This window comes from Paraburkholderia sp. 2C (assembly GCF_054589215.1).
In genome coordinates this window covers 591835-617021 of record NZ_BAAILL010000036.1, presented here as the reverse complement: position 1 = coordinate 617021, position 25187 = coordinate 591835, and the positions used below count along the sequence as shown (strand labels likewise).

Genomic DNA, 25187 nt, shown 5'->3' with positions numbered 1-25187 from the left:
TTTGCAAGGTATACGGACTAGTTTTCTTCGCTGACACGGCTTCCTTCCTCAAGACGACTTCAAGGAGATCCCCGTGCTGTCCGCCTACAAGCCACCCCGTGCACCGTTCGTTGCATTGACGGTTGCCGTCGCAACAATGTCCGTGATTGTGCCGGTCGTTGCATCGGCCGACGACAGCGGTGTCGCAGCAAGCGGCACTCAACCGAACGTGAACGCGATCGGCGCCAATCCGCCCGCTGTGAATGCGGTTGGCATGAATGCGCCTGGCTCGAGCGATTCATCGTCCAATATGGCGGCCGCACCGTCCACGGCGTCGGTGGCCGCCGCTTCCACCATCAATCCAGCCGACCCGAATCCGCCGGACATTCCCGGGCAGGTGATTCTCGGCGACGGTTTCGTCTATCAGGGCAGCCTGCGCAACGGCATGCCCGACGGCAAAGGCGTCAAACGCTGGCCGACCGGGGACTGGGTCGCCGGCGATTTCGCTGCGGGTCTGCTCGAAGGCAACGCTGCGATCCATCGTTCGGATGGCGGCTCGCTGTCGGGCACCTTCCGCCACAACGCGCCGTGGGACGCCGTCGAGAAAGACGCGAACGGCAACGTCGTCGCGATGTATCAGGGCGGCGTGATGCGTGCCGTCACGCAGGCGGCAGCGCCCGCCGCGACAACGCAAAGCGGTACAGCGGCGCCTCACGTGCAGCAGGTTCATTCGGGAACGCCGGTTTCCAATCAGTAACGCCGGGTGGGTGACGCGGGACGCGTGTTGGCCGCGATATCTCGCGATATCTCGCGGGGGACGGCGGGGTACGCCGGTACCGCGGCGCATGCGTTTATGCCGCAGGGTATCGTTTGAACCGGTAGGCGCGTGTTGCGACCCGACGCCCGATCGGCTTACAGCTCGATCGGCTGTCCGTGCGGCGTACGGCGCGCGGCCTTGTCCCATGCGTCGCGCCGCTCCAGCAGGCCTTCGTTCGTCACGCAGCCTTTCGCGGCGGCAATGCGTTCGAGCGCGGTCAGCCAATGCCGGTAGTACGTGTCGCCGCGATCGGGGTCGCCGGCCGCTTGCGCGTCGCGAATCGCATCGTGCAGATACGCGGCCCACTCGGCCCATGTGAATACGCCGCGGCGATAGAGCGCGAGCGTCATCGCAAACGCGGCCGCTTCCCATGGCGCGCCGAACACCGGCGCGTCGCCGTCGCGCGGCCATTCCGGCAGGTGCGCAATCAGTTCCGACGATTCGTGCGGCAATGCGTGCGGAGCAAGGGGCAGGGTCATTGTTGTCTCACCGTTCCTGTGCAGGCTCGTCCGCGGGCTCGAGGTACGGCTCCCAGCAATCGATGCAGACGGACGCGGCGCTCGTATCGCCGCCCCACAGTTCGGTTGCCGGGAAGCGCACGGCATACAGCCAGCGCGGCTGTTCGCCCTCGCCTGTTGCGTGCGCATCGGGAAACACGTGCGCGCCGCGCACCGCGACGATTTCGCCGCGCTTGCCGCGGCAATAGCGCGGCAAGCGCGTGTGCGTCGCCGGGTTCATCTCACGCGCGCGCACCGCATCGCCGACGACGAAGCGCGCCGGATACGCCATCGGCCTGTCGTAAGGAAAGCCGCGCGACAGCGCCGGGCGCACGTCCGCCGCGTGAAGCACGCGCTTGACGCGCGCGGCCGGCGCCGCCGGTTTGCCCGCCGCGATTTCTTCGGCGGTGGCGAGACCGTGCTCTATCAGCAGCTTGCAGAGGCCCTTGAACCAGATCTCGTAGTACGTGTCCGCCAGATATTGCGCGGGCGGCAGGCTTTCGCGCGCGGCGCGCGACATGTCGATATTCCATGCGCCCGTCGCGCCCATCGCGAGCGTCAGTGCCAGTACGCGCGGCTCCCAGTCCGCGTGGAAGACCGGCTCGTCGCGCTCGGGCTGCACGGGGCCGAAGCTCTGCATGCCGCCCATGTCCTGTGCACCGTTCATGGGCGTGTTCCTTGCGCTTGTTGCGGCGAATGCGGCAAGCCCGTGCCGATCATCGAGTCGCGCGTGACGAGCTCCGCGAGCGCCTCGACGCTCAAGCCTTCAGTGCCTTTGGGGCGCATCGGCACCACGAGATAGCGCACTTCGGAGGTCGAGTCCCAGACGCGAAACTCGACGTCTTCCGGCAACTCGTAGCCGAACTCTTTCAGCACGCCGCGCGGGTCGATCACGGCGCGCGAGCGGTATGGCGCCGACTTGTACCAGACCGGCGGCAAGCCTAGCACCGGCCACGGATAGCACGAGCACAGCGTGCAGACCACCATGTTGTGCACGCGCGGCGTGTTCTCGAGCGCGACCATATGTTCGCCACCGCGGCCCGAATAGCCGAGCGATGCGATCGCGGCGGTCGCATCGTCGAGCAGCCAGGCGCGATATGGCGGATCGCTCCACGCGCGCGCGACGACACGTGCGCCGTTGCGCGGGCCGATCTGATGCTCGTAGGTTTCGATCAGCACGTCGAGCGCTTGCGGATCGACGTAGCCCTTCTCGACCAGCAGCGATTCGAGCGCGCGCACGCGCAGGTCCATTTCCGATAAGGCGCTGCCTTCGTGACCATGCTCGTGCTGATGGCCGTGGTCGTGGTCTTGATCATCGTCATGCATGGCTTTATGCGTATCGTGCGCTTTCTGGCTTTCGTGGCTCATCGACGTGCCTCAGCAATACAGCGCGGGACGTACACCGCTGGAAGGACCTCAACGACGGATGACGAGGTGACCCATTCAGTATCGTTTGCACGGCCGCCGAATGCAAATCTTCAGACGATGCGCGCGAGACGGCCGGAAGGCTTCGCACCCGTCGCGGCGTCAGCGCGGCCTGCGGCGAGGGGCTAGAATCGTCGGAGCAGATTCGCGTGGAAACCTATGACCGATACCCGCACCCCTACCCGCAGCCTTACCGACACCCCGATCGATACCGTCATCAAATCGCGCCGCTCGGTGCGCGCCTTCCTGCCCACTCCCGTCGCACGCGAGGATATCGAGGCGATTCTCGAGAGCGCGAGCTATGCGCCGTCCGGCACCAATCTTCAGCCCTGGAAAAAAGTCTATGTCGTGACCGGCGATGCGCTCGCGCGTATCACGCGCGCGCTGCTCGACGCGCACGACAGCCCCACGCGCGACGAGCAGTATCAGGAGGAGTACCCGTACTATCCGCGCGAATGGGTGTCGCCGTATATCGACCGGCGCCGAAAGGTCGGCTGGGACCTGTACGGCCTGCTCGGCATCAAGCGCGGCGAGAAGGACAAGATGCACACGCAGCACAGCCGCAACTATCGCTTTTTCGATGCGCCCGTCGGCCTCTTCTTTACGATCGACCGCATTCTCGAACTGGGCAGCTGGCTCGACTACGGCATGTTCCTCGAAGCCGTGATGATCGCCGCGCGCGGCCGCGGGCTCGATACGTGCCCGCAGGCGGCATTCATCAAGTTTCATCGCGTGCTGGCCGCGCAGCTCGGCTTCAATGAAGATGAACAGCTCGTGTGCGGTATGTCGCTCGGCTATGCGGATCTGGACGCCCCCGTCAACCAGTTGCGCACCGAGCGCGAGCCGGTCGCGCGGTTTGCGCATTTTGTCGAGTGATGCCTGTCGAGTGACGCGTCACGCGGCCGATGCGCGGCGCACGGTTGCCTCGTGCGGGCGGTACAATAACGGTTTCGTCTAACGAACGAGTCTAGCGACCATTCAAACGGCGAATGTGCCCTGCCGCTTGAGGCGATACCCGCTTGAGGCCTTCGTTGCACCCATCCCGATTGGCGATTGGGGGCACCGCGGCAAGTACTGCGGTAAGCACTGCGTTTGCCCACCGCGCTCCGGCTACCGCGGAGCGGCCACCGCACCATTTTGATTGCGCCTGCTCGCGCAGCCCTTCGTTTTTCGCTCTTTTCACGCACACGAGGTAAGCGCGCGGCCCATCGGCCCGCGCGTCGTCGCACATGGCTGACAAAAAATCCGCTCAAGGCACGCAGGCGTTTCGCCGCGTCCTCGCCTTTGCATTCGCACACTGGTGGCAGCAGCCGGCGCGCGTGGCCGCGATCGCGGCGTTCGCGCTGTGCGGCGCGCTCGCCGATGTCATGACGCCGCTGTTCGCCGGCCGGCTCGTCGATGCGCTGTCGGCCGGCGCCGCGAGCGTGGCCGCGAAGGCCCAGGCGTGGGACGCCGCATCGCACGCGTTCGGCACGCTCGTCGCGCTCGGCTTCACGGGCATGGTGCTGCGCCAGCTCGTCTATCGCAACATCATCACCATGACGCTGCGCATGATGAGCGAAATCGCCGCGAACGGCTTTCACCGCGTGCAGCGCTTTTCGACCGACTGGCATGCGAACAGCTTCGCGGGCTCGACCGTGCGAAAAATCACGCGCGGCATCTGGGCGCTCGATCTGCTCAACGACACGCTGCTGATCACGCTGATGCCCTCGTGCGTGATGCTGATCGGCACGACGGTCGTGCTCGGCACGCGCTGGCCGGTGATGGGCGCGATCGTCGGCACGGGTTCGCTGCTGTATATCGCGGTGACGACCACGCTGTCGCTGCGCTATGTCGCGCCCTCGGCACGCCTTGCCAATATGTGGGACACGCGTCTTGGCGGCTCGCTTGCCGATGCCGTCAGCTGCAATGCCGTGGTCAAGGCGTTCGGCGCCGAACATCGCGAGGAATCGCGGCTTGCGCGCGTCATCGCGAAATGGCGCAAGCGCACGCGCCGCACGTGGGCGCGCGGCACGACCAATGGCGGCCTGCAAAGCGCGATGCTGGTGCTGATGCAGGCGGCCATCGTCGGCACCGCGCTCTGGTTGTGGACGCACGACAAGGCGAGTGTCGGCGACATCACGTTCGCGCTGACCACCTTCTTCATGCTGCAAGGCTATCTGCGCGACATCGGCCAGCACGTGCGCAACCTGCAGCGCTCGGTCAACGATATGGAAGAACTCGTCGCGCTCGAACACGAGCCGCTCGGCATCGAAGACAAACCGGGCGCGCGCGCGATCGATATCACGCGCGGCGAAATCCGCTTCGAACACGTGACGTTCCGCTACGGCGCATTGCAAACGCCGCTTTATAAGGACCTGTCGATCCACATCGCGGCCGGCGAGCGCATCGGGCTCGTCGGCCATTCGGGCTCGGGCAAGACGACCTTCGTCAAGCTGATCCAGCGGCTCTACGATATCGACGCGGGCCGCATTACCATCGACGGCCAGGATATCGCCCTGGTGCAGCAGGCGTCGCTGCGCCGGCAGATTGCGATCGTGCAGCAGGAGCCGGTGCTGTTTCACCGCTCGCTTGCCGAAAACATTGCATACGCGCGGCCGGACGCGACGCTCGCGGAAATCGAGCGCGCCGCGCGGCTTGCCAGCGCGCACGAGTTTATCGACGCCTTGCCGCAGGGCTACGACACGCTGGTCGGCGAGCGCGGCGTGAAGCTCTCGGGCGGCGAGCGGCAACGCATCGCGATTGCGCGCGCGTTTCTCGCCGACGCGCCCGTGCTGATTTTCGACGAAGCGACCTCGAGCCTCGACAGCGAAAGCGAGGTGCTGATCCAGCAATCGATGGAGCGGCTGATGGCGGGCCGCACGACGCTCGTCGTCGCGCACCGCTTGTCCACCGTGCGCTCGCTCGATCGTCTGCTTGTGCTCGACAAAGGCCGCATCGTCGAGGAAGGCTCGCATGACCAGCTGATCGAGCGCGAAAACGGCCTGTATCGCCGGCTGTTCACACGTCAGGCGATCGAGCTTGCGAAGGGCATGCTCGACGACGGCAGCCGCGCCGAAGCCGCCGCCACTCACGATGCCGACGAGGCCATCGACGAAGCGAGCGCGACGCCGCCCGTCGACTACGCCGGCGACCCGAGCACGACCCACCGGCTCGGGCCCATCAGCGCGAACCGGTAGGCGTTCGCCGCCCATCGCCTGTTGCGCCCGCGCGCTCCCGGCCGGCGGCAAAACGTCGCGCTCGCCACTTGCTGCAAAGGATTTGATCCGTCCGAGCATCCCTTTGCGCCGATCGATCATATCGGCGCCTAACCGCGTGCCCTACGATTCTTTCCAGGCCGGACGCCACACGCGCAGCCCGGCAGCGAACAGATCACGGAGGTGATGCAATGGCACCAGTCGAACGGTTTGAATATGTGTTCCTCGGCGGCGGCAAAGGCGGCAAGACGCTCGCGATCGAACTGGCGAAAGCCGGCAAGCGAGTGGCCGTGGTGGAGCGCGGCATGATCGGCGGCTCCTGTATCAACGTCGCCTGTATCCCGACGAAGTCGTTGATCCAGACCGGCCGGCTGCTTCATGCGGCCCGCGAAGCCGAAAAGCTCGGCGCCGCGCCGCAAGCAGGCGGGCTCGATATGAAGCGCGTCTATCAGCGCGTGCGCTCGGTCGTCGACGGCATGGTCGACATCAATATGACGGCGTTCCAGACGTCGGGGCTCGATCTGATCGTCGGCAACGGCCGCTTCGTGGCGCCGCGCACGATCGAAGTGACGCTTCCCAACGGCGACCAGCGCGTCGTGTTCGGCGACCACGCGTTTATCAACACGGGCACGACCGCGACGGTTCCGGATATCGAGGGCCTGCGCTACGCCGCGCCGCTCACGCACGTCGAGGCACTCGAACTCGATGCGCTGCCCGCGCATCTGATCGTGCTCGGCGGCGGCTATATCGGCCTCGAAATGGCCCAGGCGTTCCGGCGCCTCGGCAGCCGCGTGACCGTGCTGCAGGATGCGCCGCGCATCGCAATGCGCGAAGACGCCGACGTCGCCGCGGCGATCACGGCCGCGCTCGTGCAGGACGGCATCGATGTGCGCGTGAATGCGCGCGCGGTGAAGGTCGAAGGTCACTCCGGCAAAAGCGTGCGGATCACGCTGGCCGACGGCAGCACGCTCGACGGCACGCATATCCTCGTGGCAGCGGGCCGCACGCCGAACACGCGCGACATCGGCCTCGAAGACGCCGGCGTGAAACTCGACGAGCGCGGCTTTATCGTCACCGACGAGCGGCTCGCGACATCCGCGGCCAATACGTGGGCCATCGGCGAAGTAGCCGGCACGCCGATGTTTACGCACGCCTCGCTCGACGATTACCGCGTGCTGAAGTCGAACCTCGCGGGCGGCACATACACGACCACGCATCGCGTAATTCCTTATGCGCTTTTCATCGAACCGGAACTCGCGCGCATCGGCCTGAATGAGACCGAGGCGGCCGGGAAAGGCATCAAGGTGCGCGTCGCGGCGCTGCCGATGGCCGCGGTGCCGCGCGCCCGCACGAATCATGAGACGGCCGGCTTCATGAAGGCGCTGGTCGCCGCCGATTCGGACGAGATTCTCGGCTTCACGATGCTCGGCACGCAGGCTGGCGAAGTGGTGTCGACGGTGCAGATGGCGATGCTCGGCAAGCTGCCGTACACGGCGGTGCGCGATGCGATTCTGAGCCATCCGACCATCGGCGAAGGGCTGAACCTGCTGTTTGCGAAGGTGCCGCCGCGTGCGTGAAGCGCGCTTGAATGGCCGATGAATCGGGCTCGAAGCGATGTAACGTGTGCCGCCGGCCGCGCCGACGGCACACAAAATCCCGTTAGCGGATGCTTAAAAGCGCAGGCAGCTATGCAATAATCGCGACTTGTCCGCGTCGCTCAGCGACGCTTACCGTCGCTCATCGTTGCTCATCGTTGCAATTCCCCCGCTCATGTCGTCCGACCAGAAAGGTCTTATCGCTCCGCTCATCGTCGCGTTCGCGATGTTCATGGAGACGGTCGACGCGAACGTCATCGTCACCGCGCTGCCGCAAATGGCGCGCACTTTCGCTGTTGACCCGGTCACGCTGAAGATCGCGGTGACGAGCTATGTGCTCGGTCTCGGCGTCTTTATTCCCGTATGCGGCTGGCTGGCCGACCGCTACGGCGCACGCACCGTATTTCGCACTGCGATCGGCATCTTCGTCGTGGGCTCGCTCGCGTGCGCGGCCTCCACGTCGCTCGGCATGTTCACCCTCGCGCGCTTTGTGCAAGGCATCGGCGGCGCGATGATGGTGCCGGTCGGCCGCATCATCATCTTTCGCAGTGTCGAGCGTTCGGACTTCATTCGCGCCATGAACTATCTGAGCCTCACCTCGCTGCTCGGGCCGGCCGCCGGTCCGCTGCTAGGCGGCTTCATCACGACCTATCTGCACTGGCGGCTGATCTTCTTTATCAACATTCCGGTCGGCATCGTCGGCATCTATCTCGCGAACAGGCACATCGCGAATACGCGCGAGCCGCATCCGGGCCCGCTCGACTGGTTCGGCTTCCTGCTCTCGGCAGGCGGCGCGTCCGCGTTCATGCTCGGGCTCGCGCTGGTCGGCAGCGAACTGATTTCCGATTCGAGCGCATGGACGATGACCTTCGCGGGCGCGCTCGCACTGATCTTCTACGTGCTCTATGCGCGGTACGCGACGCGGCCGCTGCTCGATCTGCGCTTTTTCCGCGTGCCGACGTTTCAGGCCAGCGTGATGGGCGGATCGCTGTTTCGCATCGGGCTCGGTGCCGTGCCGTTTCTGTTGCCGCTCGTGCTGCAGGAAGGGCTCGGCATGAGCGCGTTCGAGTCGGGTCTGATTACGTGTGCGTCGGCGCTCGGCGGGCTTTTCATGCGCACGCTCGCGTCGCGCACGCTGCACCGGTGGGGGTTCCGCACGGTGCTGATGTACAACGCCGCGTTCTCGGGTATCGCGATCGCCGCGTGCGGCCTGTTCTTCCCCGGCACGCCGACATGGCTGATCTGGATCGTCGTGCTGATCGGCGGCTTTTTCCCGGCGCTGCAATTCACGAGCCTCAATTCGATGACTTACGCGGAAATCGAATCACGCGACGTCGGGCGCGCGACGAGCCTCGGCAGCGTGGTTCAGCAGATGTCGCTCGGGCTCGGCGTCACCATTGCCGGCATCGTCGTGCAGGTGACACGCACGCTGCATGGGCACACGCATATCGAGTGGTCGGACTTCTGGCCCGCGTTTCTGACGGTGGGGTTGTGCTCGTTCGCGTCGATTGCGGTCACGCGGCGCCTCGCGCCCAATGCCGGCGACGAGATCGCGCGCGGCAAGCGCGTCGAGGTCACGACGAAGCGTTGAGCGGCTCCGCAAGCGGCCACACCGACACACCGCGCGGATCGATGCGCACATATCGTTCGCGGCGGTGATCGGCGCGCGCATGTTCGTCGCCGACATCGAAGCGGTGACCGCCGACCTGCAGCACTGCGTAGCGGTCGCCGTGGCGCAGTTCGATGCGTTCGAGCAGGCCGCGATAAAGGCTGCCATCGGCATTCGCACGGTTCGCGTTCGCTTGCATCGCCGCTTCGTCAGCGGGCACCTCGATCGCTCCCGGCGAGACGCGCCACATCACCGCCTGCCCTGCCGCAAGCGCATGCGCGGCGGCGGTTTCGATCACGAGACCGAGCGGCGTCTCGATACGCCCATCGCCGCGCATCACGCCCATCCCGACGTTATGCAGCCCGAGCAGGTCGGCCACCCGCAGATTCGCCGGCCGCTCGAACACCTCGGCGATCGTGCCCGTCTGCAACACACGGCCGTGTTCGATCACGAGCAGTTCATCGGCAAGCAGCGCGGCTTCGTCGGGATCGTGCGTGACGAGCACGGTCACGGCCGCGATCTCGCGCTGCAGTTCGCGCAGCGATTGCTGCAGACGCCGCCGGCGCGGCGTATCGAGCGCGGAGAACGGTTCGTCGAACAGCAGCAACTGACTGTGCCGCGTCAAGGCGCGCGCCAGCGCGACGCGCTGACGCTGCCCGAACGACAGCTCGCGCGGCAGCCGCGCGGTCAAGGCCGCGAGGCCCAGATGCTCGACCCAGTAGCGCGCGCTCGCCGCATCCGCATCGAGCGGAAACGACAGTTGTTGCGCGACCGTCATATGCGGAAAAAGCCCGTAATCCTGCGGCATATAGCCGATTTGCCGCCGCTCGGGCGCCAGCGGCGCGAGCTCGCGCTCGCCGAGCCTGACCGTGGAGCCGTCGCTGCGTTCGAGGCCCGCGATCATGCGCAGCGCGAGCGACTTGCCCGAACCGGACGGACCGATGATCGCGAGGCGCCGCGTTTTCGGCGCCCATTCGATGTCGAGATCGAACGCACCGAGGTCGCGGCGCAATGCAAACGACAGGCGCGCATCGGGCTGTACCGGCAGCGCGGCGGCCGCAGCCGGGGCGACGGCGGCCAGTTCATCGCCGTTTTCCTGCGGCGCATCGGCTTGCGGCGCCACGCGGCGGCCGGCCACGGAGAGCACCGCGCAGATCACGGCGATGGCGAGCGTGGGCAGCAGCAACGGCATCATCGCGGGCAGGCCCTGCCCGCCGAACACGACATAGGTATAAACGGGCAGCGAGTACGGGTGATAGGCGACCATCACGGTCGCGCCGAACTCGCCGAACGCGCGCAGCCACGCGAGCGCGAGACCGGCGCGAATCGCCGGCCACGCGATCGGCAGGGTCACGCGGAAGAAACGGCTGCCCGCATGATGGCCGAGCGTCGCGGCGACATCGTCGAAGACCGGGTCGACCGCCGCGAACGCGGAGCGCGCGGCGATAATCAGAAACGGCGCGGCGACGAAGGTTTCGGCAAGCACGATGCCCGCGAATGAATCGGTCAGCACGCCGCCGAACAGACGACCGAGCGGACTATACGGTCCCAGCAGGAACAGCAGCAGAATGCCGCTCGTGAGCGGCGGCAGCGCGAGCGGCAATTGCACGATAAAGCCGAGCACGGCCGTCGCGCGCGATGATGAACGCGCGAGCGCATAGCCGAGCGGCACGCCGCCCACGAGGATGACAAGCGCGGCCACGCTTGCGCTCGCAACCGACACGCCGACGGCGGCACCCATCGTGTGCCAGTCGACATTGGCCCAGTCCGCATGATCGATCTGCGGCAGCGCCGCGATAAACGGCGCGCACAGATAAACGGCAAGCAGGCCGCCGAGCCATAGCAGCGGGCGCGCGGCGTGGCGCGTCATCGAAGGCCGACCCGTGCGCTTATTGCGCAGCGTCGATCACCGCCTGCACCGACGGCGGAATCGCCTGCACGTTGCCGACCACGGTCGGCTTCACCACGTCGACGCCATGTTCCTTGAGCAGCTCACGCCCTTTCGCGCTCATCAGGAAGTCGACGAAGCTTGCCGCGCCTTTCGCATTCGGCGCATCGCCGAGAATCGTGATCGTGTAGCTGGCCTTCGCCTGCAGTTCCGGCGCCGGGCGAATCGCCGGGATCTTCAGGTCCGAGGTTTCGGTCGAGTAGAAGAAGCCCGCATCGAGCTGGCCCGACTGCAGACGGCCGACCAGCGTCTCCTCCGGCAGCACCTGCTGCGGATTGTCCGGCGCGCCGAGCGTCTTTTGCACGAGGTCCGGCTCGTTATAAAGCGTCGCCGCCCTGGTCATCAGGTCGACGGTGAATGCGCCCTTCGGGTCGAGCTTCGGATCCGTGCGGCCGATGCGGATGCCCGGCGCCTGCAGCACTTCGTCCCAGCGCTTCGACTTGAACTGCGCGGCGAACCTGCTTTGCGGGTGGTAGCCGATCATCAGCGGCGACTCGGCGAAATTCACGTACCACGAAACATGATCGCCATTGGCCGCGCCCATCAGGCTCGTATTGACCTTCGGACTCGCGCTGATAAAGACGTCGCCGCGGCGCAGCTTGCCTTTGATCTCATTGGCGATCTTGTTCGAACCCGCGGCATAGCCCTGGAAATGCACGCCGGTCTCTTTCTCGAAGGCCGGGCCGACGCTGCGCTCCATCAGGTTCACGAGCGAACCCGCATACAGCACATTGACGGTACCGTCCTGCGCCGACGCACCCTGGGCGCCGAGCGCACCTGCTGCCACCACCACGACCGACGCAACCAGCTTACGAATCATGTCATTCCCCGTACCGTTATTAAGTTGACTATATTACGATGACTGCGTGCGACGCTGCATCGAGCTTCATCAATGTTGCAAGCGAAGCGGCGCTTTCGTCCTTCGCATCGCCGCCTGCGGTTAGACTTGCCGCAGCCCCGCACCCCGCGCGTCACGTTGTCCCATCAGGCGTGCCCGGGCTTCGGAGCTGACCATGCGCCGCGCGCTCTCACGTTTTACCCACGCTCAAGGAGAACACCATGCGCACCAGCGCCCGTAACCAGTTTGCCGGCACCGTCGCCGATGTGAAGGCCGGCGCGGTCAACGACGAGATCACGCTGCGCACGCAGGACGGCCTCGAGATCACGGCGATCATCACGCATGGCAGCGCAGCCTCGCTCGGCCTCGCGGCGGGCAAGCCGGCCTTCGCCCTGATCAAGGCCTCGTCGGTGCTCGTGATGGTCGACGCCGACGCGAGCAAGGTGTCCGCGCGCAATTGCATGGCGGGCACCGTGGCGTCGGTCACGAAGGGCGCCGTCAACGCGGAAGTCGTGATTGCCGCGCAAGGCGGAGCGAAAATCGCCGCGATCATTACCAACGACAGCGTCGATCGCCTGGGCCTCGCGAACGGCAGGGCGGCAGCGGCAATCTTCAAGGCGTCGAGCGTGATCGTCGGCGTGGATTGATGGCGGGTCGATTGGCGATTGGCGATTGGCGATTGGCGATTGGCGATTGGCGATTGGCGATGGGCGATGGGCGATTGGCGATGGGCGGTTTGCCGGTTCGATCGTCGCGTCGATTGCCGGGATAGTTGCCAACGCGATCGCTGCTTCGCGGCCGCGCCGCCGCGTCGCGGGCATCTCAGCGCAGCGGCAGCACGCGAACTTCGCTCGTGCTGCCGCGTTGTGATTCTTTCGCGTCCTTCGCGTCTTTCGCATCTTTCATGTCGCTCATCTGTTTCGACGCGTTGCCACGGTCGACCACATAGAGCACGTGTCGGGTTTCATCGAGCGCGACGCCGCGCGCATCGTTGAAGTCGTTCGCCAGCTGCGTGACGGTGCCGTCCGCGGCAATCCTGCAGAAGCCGTGCTTGCCGCACTTCGTATAAAGCGTGCCGTCGCGGCTGGCTGCGAGCAGGTCCGGGCCGTCGACCTGCGCCACAACCGTGGCCGACGACGCCGCTTGCGGCGCCGCGCGCAGCGCGTCGACGCGCGCTGTCAGAATGCGATTATTCGCTTCGTCGCTGACGTAGACATTGCCGTTTGCTACGGCGACGCCCACTGGCTTGACCAATCCCGTCATCCAGGTTTGTTCGGTCGCGCGGCCGGTTGCCGCGTCGTACCTGAGCAGGCTCAAACCGCCGTATTGCGGCGCATTGCCCTGCTTGACGAACCACGTCGACAGAACCTGGCCGGGTTCGAGTACCGCGAGCCCGAGCCTGCGGCGTACGGGATCGGGGCCAGCGAATGTTGTGACTCGCTCCACGCTTGCGCCCGGGTTGGCGTCGCGCGAGGCGATTTCAACGAGCGCACCGGCCGTTCCGAAGCCGAAGCGTGCGACCAGCAACGCGCGCGGATCGGCGAATTCCAGCTGGCTCAGGCTGCTGCGGTCCTGTCCAGGCACCGCCGGCAAAGCCGCATAGCGTGTGAACGTGGGGCGGCTGTCGGTTGCGGCGAGCACGCTGTTGGTGGCGTCGTCGGTAATAAAGATCGCGCCGTCGCCCGGACGCACCGCGATGCCGTTCGGCCTTGCGTCGACCGCGATCCGCTGCGGCGCGGCCATGCCGCCGCTGCCCGCGGCGCAGCCAACGAGCGCGCTCGCCACCAGCCACGCGCCAAGCGCGACGCACACGCCCTTCCATCTTGCCGACGACAACATGAACGCTCCTGTCCGGACTCGCGACGCCGATCGTGCGAGCCGCGCCTGCACATCCTGTCAAACAAACCGCCCAATAATACTTGCCGACGGCGCGTCAGAGCCACCGCAGTGGGACGTTCGCTCCCGATAGGCAACGATATGACCGGTATCGATCGATTCTTCGCGGCGCTCCGGCCGCACGCAGCGTAATATACCTACCGATATATCGACGGGCAAGCGTGAATGAGGATGTTGTTTGTGCGCGCGCGTAGACCCGGCGTAACGCGGCATGAGACCAGAATGGAGCAAGCAGGCATGAGCGCAATGCACCAAACGGACGGCGCAAACCGCGCGGAGCCCGAAACTTCCGCGCAAAACGCAATGCTTTCGCTGACAGGCGACTTTCAACGCCCGCTCACGCTGACGCTCGATCAGCTCCGCGATCGCGGCAGCGTGCGCGCCGACCCGTTCGATCTGCGCTGCTTCACGACCAACCGCTTTATCCGGAAAGTGGACAGCTACCGCGGCGTGCTGCTGAAGGATCTCATCGAAGTCGCCGGCCTGCGCAACGACCGGCCGGGCGATTTCAAGCGCACGATTTTTATCGCCGTCGCCCACGATGGCTATGTGGTTACGTTTTCGTGGCACGAGCTGTTCAATACGCCGATCGGCGAGCGCGTGCTCGTCGCGTTCGAGCGCGGCGACGCACCGCTTACGATCGAAGACGGCGCGCCGCTGCTGTTTTCCGCGGCCGATATCCTGCCCGCGCCGCGCCATGTGAAGCGCCTTGCGGGCATCGTCGCGCGCGTGGTCGCGCCCTGAGACAGTACGCGACCATGCCATGACCACGGCGTGACCACCCCGTGAGCATCAGCCGGCCATCAGGCCAGCCAGCTAGAAGCGATGCCGCAAACCGACACGCGTCGCGATCTGGTTGTCCGCACCGACACCCGACGTACCGAGCATCCCCGGCGCTGTGCCGATCTGTGCCTGCACCGGCACATTGCGTCCCGCGACCGTGTTGCTGCCCGACGCGATCTGATAGACCGCGAGCAGATAGACGTCGGTGCGCTTGGAAATTGCGTAGTCGAGCGCGCCCGTTACCTGATGCCATTTGCCGCTGAAACGGTCGTCGAGATCGGAGAACGTATAACCGAGTCCGGCCGCCAGCGCCGGCGTGAAACCATAGCGGCCGCCGATTTCATAGTTGTTCAGGCGCGACGATGCGCCGCTGAGCGGCTCGAAGGTCGTATGCGTCCAGTTGCCCCATACGAGCCCCGCGCCGATCGCGACGCGCGCGCCGACGCCATAGGTCTCGAGGTCGCGCAACCCGCCCGTATTCACGTTTGCGATGCTGACGCTAAAGGGCGGCGTGGCGCCGTTCGGATAGCGGATATTCGTGTACGCGGCGCCGATGCCGAATGGCCCCTGCGCATAGTTCGCGCCGAAGCTGTACGCGCTCGATGCGCCCTGCTGGGAGGCGCCGCCCGCCGTGACCGTCGGCGTGCCCGCGAAGGCGCCGGCCCGATTCGAGAACCCGTACATCGCACCGAACGTGAGGCCGGCGAAATTCGCGCTGCTGAATTTGACCGCGTTATTGATGCGGCTTGCGCTCAGCTGGTCGACGTCGTTGATATGCCAGCCGTAGTTGCCGGCGGGCGTCTGGCTGCCGGTCGTGTAGTTCGCGCCGAGGTAATCGGTCGAAAACGAATACTGTCGGCCGAACGCGAGCGTGCCGACGCCGTCCTTCGATACGCCGACGTACGCCTGCCGGCCGAACAGCGCACCGCCCTGCCCGATCGAGCCATCGGCGCTGCTAAAGCCGTTTTCGAGCACGAACAGCGCCTTCAGGCCGCCGCCGAGATCTTCGGCGCCGCGTACGCCCCAGCGGCTGCCGGACGCGACACCGTCCGCGTATTTGACGAGACTCGCGTGGCCCGTCGGCGTGGCCGAGTTCGAGACATAGCTGATGCCGGCATCGATGATGCCGTAGAGCGTGACGCTGCTTTGCGCGTGTGCGGCGCTAGCGGTCGCGACCACTGCGCCGAGACTGCCGAATACGGCAACTGCGTTGAGGTTCTTTTTCATTTAGACATCCTTGTTAAGCATGACGCGCAGACGACCGCGCGCCCCATGCGCGGCGCAAGCCGGGCATGGCACGATGGAAATCCGGTTCGGGAAGAAGTGTGTCGGTCTTTATCGCCCGTGTCGGGCGGCCCGCGCTTACCCAGGATATGGGATCCACACGAAGCATTGTGTGATCGGCAATGTAGCGCGGGGTTATGTCTCAATAAAGGGGGGCAAGCGATCTGTATCGTTTTGCAGACAGCGTGCAGGCTGCTGCGAGAAACGACTGTGGGCGACACGCGTTCATCGCTCAAGGACAATGCGCGCCGCGCGCGGCGTGCGTCGTGTATGCTTTCGCAGATATCAAACCGTCAGAACAACGCGGCCCCCACCGCGGCATACAACGATGAAAACGTCGACAACCGTGAAACCTGAGGTCAGGTTCCGCATGCGCATCCAGCACGCCGACACGATCGCGCTCGGCCCCGGCAAGGTCGCATTGCTCGAAGCGGTCAGGGAGCACGGCTCGATCTCGGCCGCGGCGCGCAGCCTCAACATGTCCTATCGGCGCGCGTGGCTGCTGATGGATGAATTGAACAAATCGCTGAAGTCGCCCGCGACGGTCGCCGAGCATGGCGGGCAAAGCGGCGGAGGCTGCATGCTCACGCCGGTCGGCGAGGAAATCATCCGGCTCTATCGCGGCATCGAAACGCAGGCCTACGCGGCCTGTGCCGCCGAGATTTCGGCGTTGACGCGAATGATCAAGCGATAAACAGCGTGGTGCCGGCGCGCCGCACGCTCACCCGTGCCGCAAACAGAAACGCGATACACGTGCCGCCGGCGCCGGCGCTTCGGCGGCCGCGAGCCGCGCGACCCGTTCGACGAAGCTCGCCACGCTCGCCGTGCGCAGCGGATAGTACGCCACCTGGCTGCGTTCGCAGACGCGCTTGAGCATGTTCATCGAGTCGTGGTCGACGCAATCGACGGGGAACACCACCATATCCGCGTTCGGCAGCGCCGCGGCCAGCAGACCCTTGCGGTCTTCGATGCCGCCGTCGTGCACGGTCACCTCGCCGCCCGCGGATTCGACGAGACGCCGCAGCGCGCTATTCGAGCCGGGCCGCCCGCCCACGTAGACGATGCGCTTGCCCTGCAGCATATCGAGTGCGCCGCTCTTTGCGCTCGATGTATCGTTGACCGTCTGCATCGTGCGTTCGAGCGCCTGCGCCTCGTCCTGAATCACCCTCAGGAGTGCGAGCGCATCGTCGAGGCTGGCGCGCATGAGGCGCACATTTTCCTGCTCGGTCACGACGCGCTGCTCGGCTGCGTCGCAGCGGCTCGTCTGCACGGCGAGGCGCGCGTCGCGCGCCGCGATCGCCTCGCGCAGCCGTTGCGCCTCAGCGTGTTGCGCATCTGAATCGGGCGCGGCGGCACGCGCCGAAAGCCGCACGATCTGCGCGTTCAGTTCGTCGACGCGATACGCGCTCGCGTCCCGTTCGAGCGCCATCTGCTGCAAGCGCTGCTGCTGCCGCTCGATCTTCGCGTGCAGTTCGGCGTTTTCCTGTTCAAGCGCGACGAGCCGCCGGATATCCGCGCGATTCGCGGCGCCGACCAGATGCGACAGCATGTGCAGTTCGCCGAACGCGGCCTGGCGCAGCTGCAGTGTCGCCTGTGGATGCGTCATCAGCGCCCAGTACGCGGGCGGGATGTCGCCGCGTTTGAGCGCATCGTTCCACAGTGCGAGCAGCGCGTCGGTGTCTCTCGCCTCGTCGAAGCGGCGCAGCGCGCCCGCGTAGCGCTCGTCGAGCGCCTTGTGCAGCGCCTTGCCGCCCGCGCCGCCTTCGATGGCGAGTTCGACGGCCGCGTGGTGGATCTCGAGGTCCGTCGCCTTCTGCCGGTCGAGCCGCGTGAATTTCGGCACGAGCTTGCGCAATTCATGCGTGGAGAGGCATGTGCCGATGATCGAGCAATGCAGATGCGAGTCGAGTTCCGCGAGCCGCGTGCGGCGCTTCGGGCCTGGCAATTGTCCTTGCGACGGCGCGCAGCACGCATCGGACGCGCGCAGACGCTCGCCGATGTAAGCGTCGGTTCGCTCGACGCCGCGCGCAGCGGCGAGACGAAACGGAGGAGCTTGCATGGTGGCCTCGTGTCGGGTTCGGGTCACGATGGATTCGTGTTTTCGAAATATACCATTGAATATAACGAGACGCGTTTCCGATGCAGCCGGCCGCTTTCATTGCCTGACTACCGGCAAGCCGATCGTTGCGGGAATGCCGGATTTAGCGCAGCGCCGTGGCCACACCCGCGCCATCGTCGGATATCGTCGTCGCGGCATACGCGTGCCGCGAGCCGACCACCGCGTGACGCTCGCTTCTGGCCGGCGCCACGACGCGCGCCGCATCGAACGGCGTCGCGAGTTGCCGCTCGAGCACATGTTCGACGCACAGGCCCACAAGGATCGCGTCGACCCGCTCGAGTTCGGTCGCCGCCACGCGCAGTGCCGCCGGATCGTTGCTGAAGGACTCGGAAAATACCGCGTCGCGCATTTTCTCCAGCGCGCGCGCATCGCGGATCGCACGCCTCAATTCGCGCATGCGGTCGAATTGCGCGGCATGCGCGGCGGCGTCAAGCACCTTCAGAAGCCGCAGCATCGGCGCCGCGCCGTACTGGTCGCGCAGCGCCGCGTTATCGATGCCCGCGAACAGCAGCACGAAACGCAATACGCTGTTACGCAGACGGATAAAGCCGTCCACCACGTCGCGTATGAGCGGCGCGCGGTCGTCCACGCCGGCCGGCTTGAGCGTGCTGATGTGGGCGGCCAGCGCGCCGGACGGCGGCGTCTGCCCCGCACGCGATTCCGCGAGCCGGCGACTACTCACGGCCCTTCTCCCATTCGCTTGCACATGCACGTGACATAGTAACGATCGATGTATTCTACCGAATATATCGATACTATATCGAAACGTGTATGGATGCGAGGCCTTTCTGAAAGCGTGCGCGAATGGGGAAAGTGCGTGAAAGCGGCGGGAAACCACTGCAAAACGGCTGCGAAAGCGGTGGAAGCAGCGGAAGCGGCGGAAGGCGCCCCGCTGTCACCCTGTGCGAGTCTGCCCGCTCGCCTCGTAAATAGCCTGCCGGATGCGCGGGTACGTGCCGCAGCGGCAAACCACCGGCGTCATCGCCTGATCGATTTCGGCGGGGCCGGGTTTATGGTTGCGCATCAGCAGCGCGCTGGCCGCCATCAACTGAGCGCTCTGGCAGTAGCCGCATTGCACGACGTCGATGCGCAGCCATGCGGCCTTGAGCGCACGCGCCTGCGCGCCGCTGAGTCCTTCGATCGTCGTGATTTTCGCGCCGCGCAATTGCGCGACCGGCTTCGTGCAGCAGGTCTGCGCGGTGCCGTCGATATGCAGCGTGCACGCGCCGCATACGCCGACACCGCAGCCGAACTTCGTGCCGGTCAGTTTCAGCTCGCAGCGCAGCACCCATAGCAGCGGCGTCGCCGGATCGGAGCGGATCGCCGTGTCGTGTCCATTGATGTTCAGAGACAGCATCGTCGTCTCCCGCGCCCGCCATTCCGGGCAAAGTGGGCCGCCTTCACGCCAGCCTGAGCGGCAGCGCGCGTAGCCGGTGCCCCGTCAGCGCGAAAACCGCATTCGCGACCGCCGGCGCAACCGGCGGCGTCGCCGCCTCGCCGACGCCTTGTGGATGCTCGCGGCTCGGCATGACTTCAGTTTGAATCCGCGGGCATTGCTCCATTCTCACCACCGGATAATCGCTGTAGTACTGCTCTTTGACCGCACCGCCGTCGAGCGTGATCGATTCGTAAAGCGCAGCGGATAGTCCGAACACGATCGCCCCTTCGAGCTGCTGCGCGATCAGATTCGGATTCACGGGTAAGCCGCAATCGATTACGCAAACCACGCGGTTCACATGAATCGTCCTCGCCTTGTCCGCTTCGACCGATACTTCGACTACCTGACCGACGATACTGCCGAACGCCTCATGCAGCGCAAGGCCGCGCGCCTGCGCAAGGCCACGCTCGTCGGCTTCGAGCGGCGTACGCCAGCCCGCGAGCTGCGCAACCCGGCGCAGCACCGCAAGATGACGCGGATGATGGGCGAGCAGCGCCGCGCGAAACGCAACGGGGTCCTTGCGCGCGGCGGCCGCCAGTTCGTCGACGAAGCTCTCGACAAAGAACGCCTGATGCGAATGCCCGACCGAGCGCCAGAAGCCGACCGGCACCGGCAGCGCCACCGGCTTGTGCCCGATGCGCACGTTGGGCCATTCGTACGGCTGATCGAATGCGCCTTCGTCGTTGGTCTTGTCGAACGAGCGGCCGAGCGCCGCGACAAAACCGGGCACGCCGTAGTTGCGCGCGAGCCAGTTCGTCACGATCGACTGGCTCGCCGACGTGTTGCGCCAGGCGATCACCGCTCCCGCATCGTCGAGTCCCGCGGTAAAACGCGAGACGCATGCCGGGCGATAGAAGTCGTGCGTCATGTCCTGCGGGCGCGTCCAGATCGTTTGCACCGGCGTGCCGCGCACCTTGTTCGCAATCGCGACCGCTTGCGCGATGTAGTCCATTTCGAGCCGCCTGCCGAAGGCGCCGCCGATCAGCTGCTGACGCAAGTCGACTTTCTCTTCGGCAATGCCGAGCATCTGCGCCGTATAGCGGCGCGCGACGTCAGGCACCTGCGTCGCGGCCCAGACGATCGCCGAGCCATCGTTGTTGACCTGCGCGGTGCAGTTGATCGGCTCGAGCGCCGCATGCGCGAGATACGGCACGCGGTATTCGGCGCTGATCGTGCGCGCGGCGATGCCAAGCGCGGCATCGGCGTCGCCGCGCGCGTACCACGTGTGGCCCGCGCTATCGTCGAGCGCTTCGGCAAGGCGCCGCATCGCATCCGTGCTCGACACGCGCGTGGCGTCGTCAATCTTCCATTCGCACTTCACCGCATCGAGCGCGTGCATCGCCGTATAGGCGTTATCGGCGATCACCGTGACACCGCCCGTGCCGCCGTGAAAAGGCGGCACCGCGAACACGCTGACCACGCCGGGCTGCACGGCCGCGACCGCGCCGTCGAAATGCGCGACCGCGCCGCCAGGCACCGGACACATCGCGACACTCGCGTACAGCAACCCGTCGGGCGTGGCATCGATACCGAAGCGCGCCGAGCCGTCGAGCTTCGACGGCGCCTCGATTCGCGCGAGCGGCTTGCCGATCAGCCTGAACGCGGCCGGATCTTTCAGTTCGATCTTGCGCGGCAGCGGCTGGCGCGCAGCAAGCGGCGCGAGTTCGCCGTACGTGGCACTGCGCGTGGCGGTCGAGGTGATGCCATCGGCGGGCGCGTCGATCGGACCGTCGTAGACACGGCCCGCTTTCGTATGGCACTGCTCGAGCGGCACGCCCCACTGCGTCGCGGCCGCCTCGATCAGCATCGCGCGCGCGGCGGCGCCGGCTTCGCGCATCGGCAGCCACGCATCGTTGAGCGACGTCGAACCGCCCGTCATCATCGCGCCGGTCTCGCGTGCGCTCTTGCGCGCAAGCCATGTGAAGAGCCCCTTGACCACGCTGTCGTCGTCGGGACGAAACGGCAGATTGCCGGCGACGCTTTCCACGTTGTTGTAAATCCGGTCGACCGGCGCGGCCTCGACGCCAACCGTCGACCAGTCCGCATCGAGTTCCTCGGCGACCAGCATCGCAAGGCCCGTGTGCACGCCCTGCCCCATCTCGGCGCGGCACACCATCACGGTCACGCGGTTGTCGGCGCCGATCTTGACCCAGCCGTTCATCGCCGTCTGCGCGGGCTGCACGGCGAGCGGCTCGCCCGGCGTCAGCCGCTGGCGCGGCGGCAGCGCGGACCAGCCGACCACGAGCGCGCCGAGCGTCGCGGCACCGCCGACAAGGAAGGTTCTACGCTTGACCATGGCACGCTACGCAGCGGTTCTTGACGATGGTTATATCGGTCGCCACGGCCCACCGGCGCCCCTGACCGGCGGCAGAGGTCGCGATGAGCGGACATCAGGTAAAACGCACAGGCGCCTTCTCGAATGAAAGCCGGCCGTGCGACCGGCAAAGACGGCCGGCATCGCTCCCGCGATGCCCCGGGCTGTCCTGTCCGCGCTCCGGCTGCACAGCGCTTTCATGCATCTTAGTGCGCGAAATCGCACCTTGCGTAGGCGGGAATGCAATTCGCTAACCGACTCTGCGTTCGACAGGTACGGAGGAACCCACCATGGCAGGCGTTTTTCAGGAGTTCAAGCAGTTTGCGATCAAGGGCAACGTGATGGACCTCGCGGTCGGTGTGATCATCGGCGGCGCGTTTTCGACGATCGTCAATTCGATCGTGAAGGATCTGATCATGCCGATCGTCGGCATCGTGACCGGGAATATCGACTTCTCGAACAAGTTCGTCCGGATCGGCGCCTTACCGGCGAGCTTCAAGGGCAATCCCGATTCGTACAAGGATCTGCAGACGGCAGGCGTGGCCGTGGTCGGCTACGGCTCGTTCATCACCGTCGTGCTCAACTTCCTGATTCTCGCGTTTATCGTGTTTCTGCTCGTCAAGTTCATCAACAAGCTGCGCGAGCTCGAAAAGACCGCACCCGATACGCCGGCAGCGCCCGCCGCGCCGCCCGAAGACGTCTTGCTGCTGCGCGAGATTCGCGACGAGTTGAAGGATCAAAGGCAGCGCGTTTGAACGCCGGTGCCGCGGTGCGCGATGACGATGCGGGAACGCCACATGCTCGACTGTCATCACCCGTCGATATGAGCGGCGCGACGGTCTGAGCTTCGCGCTCGATGCATCGCCCGGTGCACGCCTCGTGCACCACTCGTGCGCCGCAACAAGGAGGCTGCCCATGCTGCCGAATCACGCAAACCCGCAAGCACACTCGCACACCGACCCGCGCGCATCCGGTCTCGCGGCGAGCGACCCCGCGTCGGACCCGCCGATTCCCGATCAGCCGGCCGTCCCCGACGCGCCGAGCCCGGGAACCCCGGCCGACGTACCCGACATCGGCATACCGGAACCCGAACCGGACCGTGCGCCGCCGGACACAGGCAAGCGCCCCGGGGAGCATGGCTAGAAGAACGGCGCGGCGCCCAGGCCGCGGCGGCACCGCCTGCGCCACGCTTGCGCGCTACGCCGCCCGACCATACTGACGCCGCACCGGCCTGAACGCCGCACGCAACTCGTCGGCGAACAGTTGCGGTTGCTCCCACGCGGCGAAGTGACCGCCCTTTGCGACCTGATGGTAGTAGTACAGCGTCGGATACGCACGCTCGCTCCAGCTCTTCGGCGCGCGATAGATCTCGTGCGGAAATACGGAAATCGCGACCGGAACCTTGATGTCGGTCGTTTTCTGCGCGGCGGAGCTGAAGTTGTTATTGTTGTTTTCCCAATAGAACCGCGACGACGACGCGCCTGTATTGGTGAGCCAGTACAGCGTGACGTCGTTGAGCATTTCGTCCTTCGTCAGCACGCGCTCGGGGTCGCCGCCGCTGTCGCTCCATTGCGCGAACTTCTCGACCATCCAGGCCGCCATGCCGGCGGGCGAATCCGCGAGTGAGTAGCCGATCGTCTGCGGGCGGGTCACCATCATCGCGCCATACGCCGCGTTTCGACCGAAGAACGTGCTGAGCGAGTCGTACGCGTCGCGCTCGGCAGGCGTCAATCCGGCCGGTGCGGGGTCGCCGCCGTTGATCGATTTCGTGAGTTCGCCCGGCACTGTAGCCGGCATGTTGAGATGAATCGCGAGCAGGCCGTCCGGCGCCTGCCGCGCCAGCGCGTCGGCGATCACCGAGCCGTGGTCGCCGCCCTGCGATACGTACTGGCGGTACCCGAGCCGCTTCATCAGCACATCCCACGCTCGCGCGGTGCGATCGGGCCCCCAACCCACGTCCTTCGGTTTGCCGGAAAAGCCGTAACCGGGGATCGACGGAATCACCACATCGAACGCGTCTTCGGCCCGCCCGCCATAGGCCTCGGGGTTGGTCAGCGGGCCGATCGCCTTGATGAACTCGAAGGTGGAGCCGGGCCAGCCGTGCGTGAGGATGACCGGCAACGCGTTCGGATTGCGCGAGCGGACGTGGATGAACTGGATATCGACGCCATCGATCGTCGTCACGAATTCCGGCAGCGCATTCAGTTGCGCCTCGGCCTTGCGCCAGTCGTAGCCGGTGCCCCAGTAGCGCACGAGTTCCTGCACGCTGGCGAGCTGGATACCCTGCGAATCGTCCTTGACGGTTTCGCTGTCGGGCCAGCGCGTTTGCGCGATGCGCCGCTTCAGATCGTCGAGTTGCGCCTGCGGAACGTGAACCCGATACGGCCGGATGCTCTCGTCGCCGTTGGTGCTGCTGACGGGGGGCGCGGTCGAGGCCGCATCGGCCGCATCGGCGGTGCGCACGTGGCCCGCGGCGGCGAGCAGCACAAGACCGGTCGCCATGGCCAGTAGGCGGCGGGCGCGATGAGGGAGGTAAGAGCGGCAAGACGGAGTCGGGCGGGCTGCTGCAAACATGCGTGATTCTCCTGCGAACGGGGTGTCGGGAAGACGGTCACGAACGATCTCTGCCTTGCGCTCGCTTGCCGGTATTGTGTTCGGCCCGCTTGTACCGGAGTTGTCGCGCAGTTGTCGATTTCCCATGGATTTGTAGCGGCATGTAATCTGCGGTATCCGCGCCTCGACCTGCACGCCACCTGGCGTTTTCCCTCAAAAACTATTGCTCGACCAACGCCAATTGATTTTTTAAGCTAGCGCTGTGTTTTTTGGCCTTGTCAGATGCCTACCATTCATTCCGTACATGACCGAACCCATCAATCGCACCTCAAAACTGATTCCCATCACCCGCGACACGCACGGTGTCGACATCGATCTCGTCTACGCCACCGGGCGCAATCTGACGGGCAAACCGATCTACCAACACGCGCACTGCCTGCTGCTCGAGCCGGCCGAAGCCGCGTTGCGCGCCGCGATTGCGATCGCACGCGACAGCGGCCTCACGCTGCGCATCTTCGACGCGTACCGTCCGCCGCAAGCGCAGCAGGTGCTGTGGGACTTTCTGCCCGACCCGACCTATATCGCCGACGTGAAGCGCGGCTCGAACCATAGCCGCGGCGCGGCGGTCGACCTCACGCTGATCGATGCGAACGGCGCAGCGCTCGATATGGGCACGGGCTTCGATGCGATGACGGTCGAATCCGAGCACTTTCATCCGGGCCTGCCGGAGCCTGTGCAGCGCAATCGCCTGATATTGCTCGGCGTGATGCACGCGGCGGGTTTCACGCATATCAAAAGCGAATGGTGGCACTACGAATTGCCGGGTGCGCTCGCGCTGCCGCTGATCGACAACGCGGACAGCGGGCCGCTGCGGCTCATGTAAGGGGAACAGACG

General features: G+C 65.8%; 23 protein-coding genes. 11 read left to right on the top strand and 12 right to left on the bottom strand.

Going from position 1 to position 25187, the window contains the following annotated elements; genetic code table 11:
- Nucleotides 1-73 precede the first annotated feature (73 nt).
- Nucleotides 74-736: a hypothetical protein gene (locus ACYPXD_RS15440; protein WP_459712741.1), complete on the top strand. Its 663-nt coding sequence runs from the start codon at nt 74-76 to the stop codon at nt 734-736.
- A 155-nt stretch (nt 737-891) separates the two neighbouring features.
- On the opposite strand, the gene ACYPXD_RS15435 is transcribed toward ACYPXD_RS15440, so the two are convergent.
- From ACYPXD_RS15435 to nthA, 3 genes are read right to left on the bottom strand one after another with little or no spacing between them, the layout of a single operon-like run.
- On the bottom strand, nt 892-1275 hold the full coding sequence (locus tag ACYPXD_RS15435; RefSeq protein ID WP_459712738.1) for a nitrile hydratase accessory protein: 384 nt from the start codon (nt 1273-1275) through the stop codon (nt 892-894).
- Nucleotides 1276-1282: 7 nt separating this feature from the next.
- Entirely contained in the window at nt 1283-1960 is a 678-nt protein-coding gene (nthB, locus tag ACYPXD_RS15430) for a nitrile hydratase subunit beta (RefSeq protein ID WP_459712735.1), read from the bottom strand.
- A complete protein-coding gene (gene nthA / locus ACYPXD_RS15425) occupies nt 1957-2619 on the bottom strand; it encodes a nitrile hydratase subunit alpha (RefSeq protein WP_459712733.1) in 663 nt (220 codons plus the stop codon). The genes nthB and nthA overlap by 4 nt, the downstream gene beginning before the upstream one ends.
- 258 nt (nt 2620-2877) lie before the next feature.
- Here nthA and ACYPXD_RS15420 point away from each other — a divergent pair, with 258 nt between their 5' ends.
- From ACYPXD_RS15420 to ACYPXD_RS15405, 4 genes are all read left to right on the top strand, one after another.
- Nucleotides 2878-3594: a nitroreductase gene (locus ACYPXD_RS15420; protein ID WP_459712730.1), complete on the top strand. Its 717-nt coding sequence runs from the start codon at nt 2878-2880 to the stop codon at nt 3592-3594.
- Nucleotides 3595-3947: 353 nt separating this feature from the next.
- On the top strand, nt 3948-5897 hold the full coding sequence (locus tag ACYPXD_RS15415; protein ID WP_459712728.1) for an ABC transporter ATP-binding protein: 1950 nt from the start codon (nt 3948-3950) through the stop codon (nt 5895-5897).
- A gap of 209 nt (nt 5898-6106) precedes the next feature.
- Complete coding sequence (locus ACYPXD_RS15410; protein WP_459712726.1) at nt 6107-7492, top strand: FAD-dependent oxidoreductase; 1386 nt, start codon at nt 6107-6109, stop codon at nt 7490-7492.
- Nucleotides 7493-7685: 193 nt separating this feature from the next.
- A complete protein-coding gene (locus tag ACYPXD_RS15405; protein WP_459712724.1) occupies nt 7686-9101 on the top strand; it encodes an MFS transporter in 1416 nt (471 codons plus the stop codon).
- On the opposite strand, the gene ACYPXD_RS15400 is transcribed toward ACYPXD_RS15405, so the two are convergent.
- Nucleotides 9085-10989 (bottom strand): ABC transporter ATP-binding protein/permease, encoded by a 1905-nt coding sequence (locus tag ACYPXD_RS15400; RefSeq protein ID WP_459712722.1) that lies wholly within the window; start codon nt 10987-10989, stop codon nt 9085-9087. The genes ACYPXD_RS15405 and ACYPXD_RS15400 overlap by 17 nt on opposite strands.
- Before the next feature lie 19 nt (nt 10990-11008).
- Nucleotides 11009-11887: an extracellular solute-binding protein gene (locus ACYPXD_RS15395; protein ID WP_459712720.1), complete on the bottom strand. Its 879-nt coding sequence runs from the start codon at nt 11885-11887 to the stop codon at nt 11009-11011.
- 239 nt (nt 11888-12126) lie between these two features.
- Between ACYPXD_RS15395 and ACYPXD_RS15390 the strand changes: the two genes are divergently transcribed.
- Nucleotides 12127-12552, top strand: a complete 426-nt coding sequence (locus ACYPXD_RS15390) for a TOBE domain-containing protein (RefSeq protein WP_459712718.1) — start codon at nt 12127-12129, stop codon at nt 12550-12552.
- Between the two features lie 175 nt (nt 12553-12727).
- On the opposite strand, the gene ACYPXD_RS15385 is transcribed toward ACYPXD_RS15390, so the two are convergent.
- Nucleotides 12728-13744: a hypothetical protein gene (locus ACYPXD_RS15385; RefSeq protein ID WP_459712716.1), complete on the bottom strand. Its 1017-nt coding sequence runs from the start codon at nt 13742-13744 to the stop codon at nt 12728-12730.
- 303 nt (nt 13745-14047) lie between these two features.
- On the opposite strand from ACYPXD_RS15385, the gene ACYPXD_RS15380 reads away from it, so the two are divergent.
- Nucleotides 14048-14545 carry a molybdopterin-dependent oxidoreductase gene (locus ACYPXD_RS15380; protein WP_459713345.1) on the top strand — a complete coding sequence of 166 codons (498 nt, stop codon included), beginning with the start codon at nt 14048-14050 and terminating at the stop codon, nt 14543-14545.
- A 72-nt stretch (nt 14546-14617) separates the two neighbouring features.
- Here the strand turns inward: ACYPXD_RS15380 and ACYPXD_RS15375 are convergent, their stop codons facing one another.
- Nucleotides 14618-15811: a porin gene (locus ACYPXD_RS15375; RefSeq protein WP_459712713.1), complete on the bottom strand. Its 1194-nt coding sequence runs from the start codon at nt 15809-15811 to the stop codon at nt 14618-14620.
- A 427-nt stretch (nt 15812-16238) separates the two neighbouring features.
- Between ACYPXD_RS15375 and ACYPXD_RS15370 the strand changes: the two genes are divergently transcribed.
- Entirely contained in the window at nt 16239-16562 is a 324-nt protein-coding gene (locus tag ACYPXD_RS15370; protein WP_459713342.1) for a winged helix-turn-helix domain-containing protein, read from the top strand.
- A 27-nt stretch (nt 16563-16589) separates the two neighbouring features.
- Here the strand turns inward: ACYPXD_RS15370 and ACYPXD_RS15365 are convergent, their stop codons facing one another.
- The 4 genes from ACYPXD_RS15365 to ACYPXD_RS15350 form a co-directional block, all read right to left on the bottom strand.
- Entirely contained in the window at nt 16590-17927 is a 1338-nt protein-coding gene (locus ACYPXD_RS15365) for a DUF2325 domain-containing protein (RefSeq protein ID WP_459712711.1), read from the bottom strand.
- A gap of 142 nt (nt 17928-18069) precedes the next feature.
- Nucleotides 18070-18669 carry a hypothetical protein gene (locus ACYPXD_RS15360; RefSeq protein ID WP_459712709.1) on the bottom strand — a complete coding sequence of 200 codons (600 nt, stop codon included), beginning with the start codon at nt 18667-18669 and terminating at the stop codon, nt 18070-18072.
- A 213-nt stretch (nt 18670-18882) separates the two neighbouring features.
- Nucleotides 18883-19344: a (2Fe-2S)-binding protein gene (locus tag ACYPXD_RS15355; protein WP_459712706.1), complete on the bottom strand. Its 462-nt coding sequence runs from the start codon at nt 19342-19344 to the stop codon at nt 18883-18885.
- 43 nt (nt 19345-19387) lie between these two features.
- Entirely contained in the window at nt 19388-21721 is a 2334-nt protein-coding gene (locus tag ACYPXD_RS15350) for a xanthine dehydrogenase family protein molybdopterin-binding subunit (RefSeq protein ID WP_459712704.1), read from the bottom strand.
- A gap of 308 nt (nt 21722-22029) precedes the next feature.
- Here ACYPXD_RS15350 and mscL point away from each other — a divergent pair, with 308 nt between their 5' ends.
- Together mscL and ACYPXD_RS15340 are read left to right on the top strand one after the other, a co-directional pair.
- Nucleotides 22030-22494: a large conductance mechanosensitive channel protein MscL gene (gene mscL, locus ACYPXD_RS15345; RefSeq protein WP_459712702.1), complete on the top strand. Its 465-nt coding sequence runs from the start codon at nt 22030-22032 to the stop codon at nt 22492-22494.
- Between the two features lie 160 nt (nt 22495-22654).
- Nucleotides 22655-22882 carry a hypothetical protein gene (locus ACYPXD_RS15340; RefSeq protein WP_459712700.1) on the top strand — a complete coding sequence of 76 codons (228 nt, stop codon included), beginning with the start codon at nt 22655-22657 and terminating at the stop codon, nt 22880-22882.
- A 54-nt stretch (nt 22883-22936) separates the two neighbouring features.
- Here the strand turns inward: ACYPXD_RS15340 and ACYPXD_RS15335 are convergent, their stop codons facing one another.
- Nucleotides 22937-24241, bottom strand: a complete 1305-nt coding sequence (locus ACYPXD_RS15335) for an epoxide hydrolase family protein (RefSeq protein ID WP_459712698.1) — start codon at nt 24239-24241, stop codon at nt 22937-22939.
- Nucleotides 24242-24596: 355 nt separating this feature from the next.
- Between ACYPXD_RS15335 and ddpX the strand changes: the two genes are divergently transcribed.
- The gene (gene ddpX / locus ACYPXD_RS15330) at nt 24597-25175 is read left to right on the top strand and encodes a D-alanyl-D-alanine dipeptidase (protein WP_459712696.1); all 579 of its coding nucleotides are present in this window, start codon (nt 24597-24599) and stop codon (nt 25173-25175) included.
- Nucleotides 25176-25187: the final 12 nt, after the last annotated feature.

What these genes read in the sequence shown, in the direction of transcription:
- ACYPXD_RS15350 (WP_459712704.1), bottom strand. Translation starts at nt 21,721, where the DNA reads ATGGTCAAGCGTAGAACCTTCCTTGTCGGCGGTGCCGCGACGCTCGGC.
- ACYPXD_RS15385 (WP_459712716.1), bottom strand. Translation starts at nt 13,744, where the DNA reads ATGTTGTCGTCGGCAAGATGGAAGGGCGTGTGCGTCGCGCTTGGCGCG.
- ACYPXD_RS15380 (WP_459713345.1), top strand. Translation starts at nt 14,048, where the DNA reads ATGCACCAAACGGACGGCGCAAACCGCGCGGAGCCCGAAACTTCCGCG.
- ACYPXD_RS15370 (WP_459713342.1), top strand. Translation starts at nt 16,239, where the DNA reads ATGCGCATCCAGCACGCCGACACGATCGCGCTCGGCCCCGGCAAGGTC.
- nthB (WP_459712735.1), bottom strand. Translation starts at nt 1,960, where the DNA reads ATGAACGGTGCACAGGACATGGGCGGCATGCAGAGCTTCGGCCCCGTG.
- ACYPXD_RS15435 (WP_459712738.1), bottom strand. Translation starts at nt 1,275, where the DNA reads ATGACCCTGCCCCTTGCTCCGCACGCATTGCCGCACGAATCGTCGGAA.
- ACYPXD_RS15400 (WP_459712722.1), bottom strand. Translation starts at nt 10,989, where the DNA reads ATGACGCGCCACGCCGCGCGCCCGCTGCTATGGCTCGGCGGCCTGCTT.
- ACYPXD_RS15420 (WP_459712730.1), top strand. Translation starts at nt 2,878, where the DNA reads ATGACCGATACCCGCACCCCTACCCGCAGCCTTACCGACACCCCGATC.
- ACYPXD_RS15395 (WP_459712720.1), bottom strand. Translation starts at nt 11,887, where the DNA reads ATGATTCGTAAGCTGGTTGCGTCGGTCGTGGTGGTGGCAGCAGGTGCG.
- ACYPXD_RS15415 (WP_459712728.1), top strand. Translation starts at nt 3,948, where the DNA reads ATGGCTGACAAAAAATCCGCTCAAGGCACGCAGGCGTTTCGCCGCGTC.
- ACYPXD_RS15340 (WP_459712700.1), top strand. Translation starts at nt 22,655, where the DNA reads ATGCTGCCGAATCACGCAAACCCGCAAGCACACTCGCACACCGACCCG.
- ACYPXD_RS15375 (WP_459712713.1), bottom strand. Translation starts at nt 15,811, where the DNA reads ATGAAAAAGAACCTCAACGCAGTTGCCGTATTCGGCAGTCTCGGCGCA.
- ACYPXD_RS15335 (WP_459712698.1), bottom strand. Translation starts at nt 24,241, where the DNA reads ATGGCGACCGGTCTTGTGCTGCTCGCCGCCGCGGGCCACGTGCGCACC.
- ACYPXD_RS15410 (WP_459712726.1), top strand. Translation starts at nt 6,107, where the DNA reads ATGGCACCAGTCGAACGGTTTGAATATGTGTTCCTCGGCGGCGGCAAA.
- mscL (WP_459712702.1), top strand. Translation starts at nt 22,030, where the DNA reads ATGGCAGGCGTTTTTCAGGAGTTCAAGCAGTTTGCGATCAAGGGCAAC.
- ACYPXD_RS15390 (WP_459712718.1), top strand. Translation starts at nt 12,127, where the DNA reads ATGCGCACCAGCGCCCGTAACCAGTTTGCCGGCACCGTCGCCGATGTG.
- nthA (WP_459712733.1), bottom strand. Translation starts at nt 2,619, where the DNA reads ATGCATGACGATGATCAAGACCACGACCACGGCCATCAGCACGAGCAT.
- ACYPXD_RS15355 (WP_459712706.1), bottom strand. Translation starts at nt 19,344, where the DNA reads ATGCTGTCTCTGAACATCAATGGACACGACACGGCGATCCGCTCCGAT.
- ACYPXD_RS15365 (WP_459712711.1), bottom strand. Translation starts at nt 17,927, where the DNA reads ATGCAAGCTCCTCCGTTTCGTCTCGCCGCTGCGCGCGGCGTCGAGCGA.
- ddpX (WP_459712696.1), top strand. Translation starts at nt 24,597, where the DNA reads ATGACCGAACCCATCAATCGCACCTCAAAACTGATTCCCATCACCCGC.
- ACYPXD_RS15405 (WP_459712724.1), top strand. Translation starts at nt 7,686, where the DNA reads ATGTCGTCCGACCAGAAAGGTCTTATCGCTCCGCTCATCGTCGCGTTC.